Source organism: Lysinibacillus telephonicus (assembly GCF_003966145.1).
Taxonomy (GTDB): domain Bacteria; phylum Bacillota; class Bacilli; order Bacillales_A; family Planococcaceae; genus Ureibacillus; species Ureibacillus telephonicus.
Genome location: NZ_RXNR01000114.1, coordinates 1 through 7,711, shown reverse-complemented (window position 1 = coordinate 7,711; position 7,711 = coordinate 1). Strand labels below are relative to the sequence as shown.

8 protein-coding genes are annotated in these 7,711 nt (G+C 34.1%); 7 read left to right on the top strand and 1 reads right to left on the bottom strand.

The window, feature by feature from the left end; genetic code table 11:
* Positions 1 to 258: 258 nt before the first annotated feature.
* Positions 259 to 912 carry a trimeric intracellular cation channel family protein gene (locus EKG35_RS20015; RefSeq protein WP_126296311.1) on the bottom strand — a complete coding sequence of 218 codons (654 nt, stop codon included), beginning with the start codon at positions 910 to 912 and terminating at the stop codon, positions 259 to 261.
* A 369-nt stretch (positions 913 to 1,281) separates the two neighbouring features.
* Between EKG35_RS20015 and EKG35_RS20010 the strand changes: the two genes are divergently transcribed.
* The 7 genes from EKG35_RS20010 (at position 1,282) to EKG35_RS19980 (ending at position 7,565) form a co-directional block, all read left to right on the top strand.
* Complete coding sequence (locus tag EKG35_RS20010) at positions 1,282 to 2,529, top strand: methionine gamma-lyase family protein (protein WP_126296312.1); 1,248 nt, start codon at positions 1,282 to 1,284, stop codon at positions 2,527 to 2,529.
* A 176-nt stretch (positions 2,530 to 2,705) separates the two neighbouring features.
* Positions 2,706 to 3,323, top strand: a complete 618-nt coding sequence (locus tag EKG35_RS20005; protein WP_185807840.1) for a Bax inhibitor-1 family protein — start codon at positions 2,706 to 2,708, stop codon at positions 3,321 to 3,323.
* 240 nt (positions 3,324 to 3,563) lie between these two features.
* A complete protein-coding gene (locus EKG35_RS20000; RefSeq protein WP_126296309.1) occupies positions 3,564 to 3,968 on the top strand; it encodes a MerR family transcriptional regulator in 405 nt (134 codons plus the stop codon).
* Positions 3,969 to 4,038: 70 nt separating this feature from the next.
* Positions 4,039 to 5,373 carry a type I glutamate--ammonia ligase gene (gene glnA / locus EKG35_RS19995; RefSeq protein WP_126296308.1) on the top strand — a complete coding sequence of 445 codons (1,335 nt, stop codon included), beginning with the start codon at positions 4,039 to 4,041 and terminating at the stop codon, positions 5,371 to 5,373.
* A gap of 178 nt (positions 5,374 to 5,551) precedes the next feature.
* Positions 5,552 to 5,845 (top strand): DNA-binding protein, encoded by a 294-nt coding sequence (locus EKG35_RS19990; RefSeq protein WP_126296307.1) that lies wholly within the window; start codon positions 5,552 to 5,554, stop codon positions 5,843 to 5,845.
* 71 nt (positions 5,846 to 5,916) lie between these two features.
* The gene (locus tag EKG35_RS19985) at positions 5,917 to 6,429 is read left to right on the top strand and encodes a GNAT family N-acetyltransferase (protein WP_126296306.1); all 513 of its coding nucleotides are present in this window, start codon (positions 5,917 to 5,919) and stop codon (positions 6,427 to 6,429) included.
* Between the two features lie 380 nt (positions 6,430 to 6,809).
* Positions 6,810 to 7,565 carry a prepilin peptidase gene (locus tag EKG35_RS19980; protein ID WP_126296305.1) on the top strand — a complete coding sequence of 252 codons (756 nt, stop codon included), beginning with the start codon at positions 6,810 to 6,812 and terminating at the stop codon, positions 7,563 to 7,565.
* Positions 7,566 to 7,711: the final 146 nt, after the last annotated feature.

Sequence of the window (7,711 nt, the reverse complement as noted above, 5' to 3'; positions counted from 1 at the left end):
ATGGAAACGTGTAGAACAATACGTTCCCCCATCTCCTCCACCTTATGAACAGTTACACCTTTTAATCCTGGAATATTCATGTTAAAATTCATTTGCACGTATCACCTTTCATTGCTTGTTTTTCGACAATTCAAGTATATAGAAATCGGTGATTACGTGCTTTTTTATTTATGAAATTTTTTCAAACCCCAACAAATATTATAGAGCCAAAAAATGTGTATTATGGTCAAAAAAGCACAACAGATGAATTTATCCAATTCATCTATGTGCTTTTTTATCTGTAGAAATAACTACTGCCGGTTTTTCTAAATCCTTTTTTAATGTTCGCACTGGCAATTTCCAATGCTTCATATATGATAAAACACGCAATGAAGTGATAACTATAAACAGCATATATAGAAAGAAGTCTCCAGTAAATAATTCTAACCCGATAATAACCCCTGCTCCAGCTGCCCAAACCGCATAAATTTCATCACGTAATACAATAGGTTTTCTTCTAGCTAGTAAATCACGAACAATTCCTCCGCCTGAACCTGTTAAAACTGCTGCTACGATAACCGCACTAAGAGGAAGCTCAAGCGATACAGCATACATTGCACCTTGAATTGCAAAAGCCGATAAACCAATGGCGTCGGTAAAATTCCCCCAACGATTCCAATGCTTTATTAAATGATGTGGAACGAGGAAAAAGATTGTAATTGCGGCAATAGCGATTTGGAACATCATTTCCTGACTCCATAATGTCGAAACTGGCAAGCCAATTAAAAGATTTCGAATAGCTCCACCACCAAATGCGGTTACAATGCCGAGTAAATACACTCCAAATAAATCATACTCTTCTTCCATTGCAACAATTGCACCTGAGATTGCAAAGGCGATTGTTCCAATAATACTAAATACATCCCATGCCATAAAACATCCCCCTTACTTCATGCAATTTTGAGAATAGCAGTTTGTAAGATATTCGTAAAGAGTTATTTTATGGTTTATCTTTAATCAAGACAAGTACTGAAGTTACCTTGCCTTTTTAGGAGGGACATGAATATAGATTATAGTTTTATTCAATAGGGCTATCCCCCTGTGCCTTTATAAGTATCATTGACTGAGATAAATGAAATTCAAAATTAAAATAGGCTTAAATGCATCAGAAATCCAATACAAAACGCCAATGTGCAATTGATTTGAAATAGCAGAAAAATGCTTGGAAAATCTAAAATAGTTGAAAAGATAAAAAGAATTGGTAAGATGATAGAGGAATTCATTAAGATCGGAGCTATTATCATGACATTTATTTCAACTTTGAAACCAGAAACAATAGAACTTGCAAGTAAAGTGGAAGAAAAAATCCGTCCATTTCATGAAAAAGTAGATAAAATGGCATTTTTCAATCAACAAAAAGTTTTAGCAGCCTTTCGTAAACACCAAGTAAGTGATTATCATTTACATCCTTCTAGTGGATACGGTTATGATGATGAGGGTCGAGATAATTTGGAAAGGGTTTATGCTGAGGTTTTTGGAGCAGAAGCAGCAATTGTACGAAGTCAAATTATTTCGGGAACACATGCTATAACATTAAGCTTATTTGGTGTGTTAAGACCAGGTGACGAATTGGTTTATATTACTGGAAAACCGTATGATACGCTTCAATCAATCGTTGATGGGGGAGATAAGGATACAGGGTCATTAAAAGATTTTGGGATAAGTTATCAACATGTAGACTTAATTGATGATCATGAAATTGATTGGAACGGTGTAGTTGCGTCCATTAACGAACGTACAAAAATGGTTGCGATTCAACGTTCAAAAGGTTATGCAAGTCGACCATCATTCACGATTTCAGAAATTCAAGAAATGTGTAAAAAAATCCGTGACATTAAGCGAGATGTCGTTATTTTTGTAGACAATTGCTATGGTGAATTTGTTGAGGCATTGGAACCAACAGAGGTTGGAGCAGATCTAATGGCTGGATCACTAATTAAAAATCCAGGTGGGGGATTAGCTAAAATCGGTGGTTATATTGCAGGGCGTGCAGATTTAATAGAAAAATGCGCTTATAGAATGACCTCACCTGGCATTGGAGCAGAAGCAGGTGCTTCATTAAATACTCTAGCGGATTTCTACCAAGGTTTTTTCTTAGCACCGCATGTTGTTGCACAAAGTTTAAAGGGTGCAATTTTTACATCTGCTATGCTTGAAGAAGTGGGGATGTCAACATACCCCCATTATACAGATAATCGTACGGATTTAATACAGTCCGTGTCATTCCAAACTGCTCAGCAAATGGTGGAATTTTGCCAAGAAATTCAAGCGGCATCACCAATTAATGCCCATTTTGCTCCAGTACCAGCTTACATGCCAGGGTACGAAGATGACGTCATTATGGCTGCTGGAACTTTTGTACAAGGTTCAAGTATTGAACTTACAGCTGACGGTCCAATTCGTCCACCATTTACAGCTTATATTCAAGGTGGATTAACTTACGAGCACGTAAAGTTTGCTATCTGCAGCGCGGTACAAAAACTAAAATAATTTTTAAAGCGGTTCTGAAAGGAATCGCTTATTTATATTTATTAGAAAAAATGAAGTTGATCCTGAAAGTTCGAAAAATACTGTCCTTTCTTCCTTGTTAAAATGATTAATAACATAAGGAAAATAAAAATATAGTAAATAAAAACGACAACAGATTGGAGTAATTTATGACTTATATGAGTCGAAATCGGAACTTCAACTTCATATTAAAACATTTTGTTTTTATGTGGGTACTAACTATCTTAGGTGTACTGCTCGCAACAATGCTGCCATACTCCATTGTTATACCATTAGCAATTCTAAGTATTGTGTTGTTAGTGAGTACATATCTGATGCAAAAAATTCAACTTCCCAACATTATTCTTTATTTAATTCCTTTTTTCCTAGGAATGCTTGAATTTTTAATTATGATTGTTTTTATTGAATGGCTCGGGACAGCATTAGTCATATCCGTTTATATTGGAACCATTATTATTTTTCTATTATTAGCGTTTCTTGGATTAAAATTAACATTTGAAGTTCCAGATATGGCAAATTATCTATTAACGATATTATCTGTATTTGTTGTGTTCGCTTTTATTTATATTTTTATTCCAATAAGCAGTTCATTTTTCTTAATTCTGTGTGGCCTTTTTGTTTTAATGTTTGCTCTCTATACGGTTTATGAGTTAAATATAATGAGGAACAATTTTGTGAAGGACAGTGAAGTAATAGTAATTGCTCTAGGACTTTATTTAAATTTTATAAATATGTTTTTAAATATTCGAGAGTTTACTAATCATATAAGAAAATAATGTTTATCCTAAAACTGCCTCCCATTTATTTAAGGTGAGGCAGTTTTAGTTATTGATTGAATGTTAGTTAACAAGAAATGTTATTATTGATTTTTATGCTTTGTGTATGTTATATGCTTAATATTGATTGTATTTTGTAAATAGTGCAACTATTTCTTATATTTTTATGTTAGTTTTTCTTACGTGACATTGACAATATATATGGTCGAGAGTATGATGGTTGAAAGGGAGGTGAATTAAATGAGTAGTGAAAATAGCAGATCTAGTGAAATAAGAAGATCAATGCCGCTTTTACCGATAAGTACTGTTATGCAATTAACAGAACTTTCAGCGCGTCAAATTCGCTATTATGAAGAACATGATTTAATTCAGCCACACCGTACAGAAGGCAATCGAAGAATGTTTTCTCTAAATGATGTAGACACTCTTCTTGATATTAAAGATATGCTTGAACAAGGCGTAAACATGGCAGGAATTAAAAAAGTATTTGACATGAAGAACAATCCTGCAGTTCAAGCTGCAAAAGCAAAAGAAGAAATTTCCGATTCAGAATTACGGCGAATTTTACGTGAAGAAATGCGTATTTCAGGGCGCCATCAAAAACCATCTTTAAGACAAGGAGATTTATCGCGATTTTATCAATAATTCGCGTAAATTATAAATTTATTTACTAAACATATTTGCTAGTAAGGGAAGAGTAGGAGTGTGGAATTCTGTGGGTAAATACACAAAAGAAGACATTAAACGTCTTGTAGAAGAAAAAGAAGTAAAATACATTCGTTTACAATTTACAGACATTTTAGGAACAATCAAAAACGTAGAAATTCCAGTAAGTCAATTAGATAAAGCATTAGACAATAAAATGATGTTTGACGGTTCTTCTATTGAAGGTTTTGTTCGTATTGAAGAATCTGATATGTACTTATATCCTGATCTTGATACTTTTATGGTATTCCCATGGACTACTGAAAATGGTAAAGTAGCTCGTTTTATTTGTGATATTTATACTGCAGACGGCGAACCATTCGCAGGCGACCCTCGTAACAACTTAAAACGAGTTTTAAAAGGAATGGAGGAGCTGGGCTTTACACACTTTAACTTAGGGCCAGAGCCAGAATTCTTCCTATTCAAATTAGATGCAAAAGGCGAACCTACTTTAGAAGTAAACGATCATGGTGGTTATTTCGACTTAGCACCAACAGACCTTGGAGAAAACTGCCGTCGTGATATCGTATTAGAGCTTGAAGAAATGGGCTTTGAAATTGAAGCTTCTCACCACGAAGTAGCGCCAGGTCAACACGAAATCGACTTTAAATATGCAAATGTTGTAGAAGCATGTGACAACATCCAAACGTTTAAGCTTGTTGTTAAAACGATTGCTCGTAAACATGGCTTACACGCAACATTCATGCCAAAACCATTATTTGGTGAAGCAGGTTCAGGAATGCACTGTAACGTATCTTTATTCAAAGGTAAAGAAAATGCATTCTATGATCAAAAAGCTGAAATCGGCTTATCAGAAACAGCAATGCAATTCATGGCAGGTGTACTAGCTCACGTTCAAGGATTTACAGCGGTAACAAACCCAACTGTAAACTCATATAAACGTTTAGTTCCTGGATATGAAGCACCTTGTTATGTAGCTTGGTCAGCTCAAAACCGTTCACCTTTAATTCGTGTACCAGCTTCTCGCGGTGTTTCTACACGTATTGAAGTGCGTTCAGTTGACCCATCAGCAAACCCTTATTTAGCATTAGCAGCTATTTTAGAATCTGGTTTAGAAGGCATTCGTCAAAAAATGACGCCTCCTCCAGCAATCAACCGCAATATTTACATTATGAGTGAGGAAGAACGCAAAGCAAACGGTATCGATAACTTGCCAGCTTCACTTGACGATGCACTTGTTGCGCTTGATAACGATGAAGTAATTAAACGTGCATTAGGTGAACATATCTATGCAAACTTCAAAGAAGCAAAAGAAATTGAATTCGAAATGTTCCGTACAACAGTACACCCATGGGAACGCGAACAATACTTAAAAATGTATTAATCGAAATTAATTTTTACAAATAATTTTAATAATCTAATATTAATTTTTAAGATGTCCCAGGGATTTACTTTATAAATCTTTGGGGCATTTTACATTAAGAAGAATAATAAAAATAAGGTAATAAAATGAAACTTTTAGTTTGAATAATAAGTAAATAAATATAGGGTGGTGAGCAAAGATGGAATTAATTTGGATTGGCATTGGAATCGCCGTAGCGGGATACTTTATTGGAGAAGGGTTAAAAAACTTTAAAAACCCTAATTATAAAAGTTTTATTGAAGATTTAGATGAAGATGACGGCCATGAACTTATTAAAGAAAATGAGGTACACTATTTTATCGGTATATCGAAAGAAGATGCGAAAAAATTAATACAAGAGTATCCTGATATACCGCATGTTAAATTGAATGATAATGTATATTATCCTAAAGAAAAATTACGCAATTGGTTAATGCATCTAGGCGAGAAATAAGATTTTATAACATAAAAGATTGCAAGCTTATATTCAAAAGTAAAGGAAGATATTTTATAGGGATCATTTTAATGAATATAAAAACAGAGAGGCTACTAATACGCGAATTTGAATTCGAAGATTGGCAAGCTGTATATGAGTATACATCAGACATTAATGTTATGAGGTATATACCAGAAGGGGTTTTTACTAAAGAAGATGCAAAAGACTTTGTAAATAAAAATAAAGGTGAAAAGGCAGAAAAATATCCTGTAGTACTATTAGGTGAAAATACTCTTATAGGTCACATTATTTTTCATAAGTATTTTGGAGACCATACTTATGAAATTGGATGGGTGTTTAATCCACAATATCAAAATAGAGGGTATGCTTCTGAAGCAGCACAAGCTATTTTAGAATATGCCTTTAATAACATGAATCTACATAGAATTATAGCTACATGTCAACCTGAAAATATTCCATCATACCGAGTCATGGAGAAGATTGGCATGAGAAGAGAAGGATACTTTAAAAAATGTATCCCAAAAGATAATGAATGGTGGGATGAATATTTTTACGCAATTTTGAAGGAAGAGTGGAAATAAACGATAAAGTTTCAGTATTCATTAAAAATTCAGGAATAGTGCAAAAAGGATAGACTGTTTTGATAGCAGTCTATTTTTGTTTGCCATATATCTGAAAAAACACCCCGCTTAACTAGCAACTTTTTTCGTATATAACGAGAAAAGTCGCTCTTTATAACAAAAAGTTCCTTGCTGTATGTATACTAACGCAAACTTTTTGTTTTTATCTATTTAACGTACTAATGAAGGGTTTAATAGCTTTGTATATTTAAATAAGAAAATATTGTATGCTATGCTTGTGTGTGAAAAATAAAGTTTGAATTTAAATAAAAATTTTTTGATTCCGCACAACATAGTCGAATCCAATCATTACTACCAGGTAAAAGTAAGGGGAGGTTAAATTGGAAACTATTATTGCAATATTTGTATTGATATTAGGTCTTGTATTTGGTTCCTTTTTTAATGTCGTTGGACTAAGGGTACCGATTAAGGAATCAATTCTCACCCCATCATCACATTGTAGAAACTGTCAACGCCGTTTAACAATTGTCGACTTAGTACCCGTACTTTCATACATAATTTTAAAGGGAAAATGTAGAAACTGTAGTACAAAAATTTCGCCGGTTTATTTATTAACAGAACTCGCAACCGGCTCATTATTTGCCTTTGCGTTTTGGAAAATAGGAATAGACAGCGAACTTGTTGCAGCATTTTTTTTCATCTCGCTTTTAATAATCATTGTTGTTTCGGATTTTGCATATATGTTAATTCCAGATAAAATTTTACTATTCTTTCTCCCTTTTTTAGTGGCTGGGAGAATTTTATCACCACTTGATCCTTGGTGGGATAGTTTGCTTGGTGCGTTTATTAGCTTTGGCATACTTTTGTTAATTGCCATCCTCTCAAAAGGCGGCATAGGTGGAGGGGACATTAAGCTCTTTTTCTTAATAGGTCTAGTACTAGGAACTTTAAACTCTCTGCTTACACTCTTTATTGCCTCTGTGATTGGTATGATTTTCGGTGTCACTACGTTAAAAGCCCGGGGGAAAGGAACAAAAACTCCTGTACCATTTGGACCAGCTATAGCGCTGGCTGCAGTTATTGTTTATTTTTACGGAGATTCTATATTGGAATGGTATAGTAAAGTAGTTATTTAAAAGCTTAACGAAAATCGTTAAGTTTTTTTGTATAAATGAAAACCCCCTGCTATGCAGGGGGTTCCGGAAAGCTTATAGCTATGGACATAAAAAAAACTCCAGTCGTACAATAAAGTCAGGTCTGGTCAACCGACTTCGTACGAAAG

Coding starts and splice junctions, on each gene's coding strand:
- EKG35_RS20000 (WP_126296309.1), top strand. CDS start 3,564: ATGAGTAGTGAAAATAGCAGATCTAGTGAAATAAGAAGATCAATGCCG.
- EKG35_RS19990 (WP_126296307.1), top strand. CDS start 5,552: ATGGAATTAATTTGGATTGGCATTGGAATCGCCGTAGCGGGATACTTT.
- EKG35_RS20010 (WP_126296312.1), top strand. CDS start 1,282: ATGACATTTATTTCAACTTTGAAACCAGAAACAATAGAACTTGCAAGT.
- EKG35_RS20005 (WP_185807840.1), top strand. CDS start 2,706: ATGAGTCGAAATCGGAACTTCAACTTCATATTAAAACATTTTGTTTTT.
- EKG35_RS19985 (WP_126296306.1), top strand. CDS start 5,917: ATGAATATAAAAACAGAGAGGCTACTAATACGCGAATTTGAATTCGAA.
- EKG35_RS20015 (WP_126296311.1), bottom strand. CDS start 912: ATGGCATGGGATGTATTTAGTATTATTGGAACAATCGCCTTTGCAATC.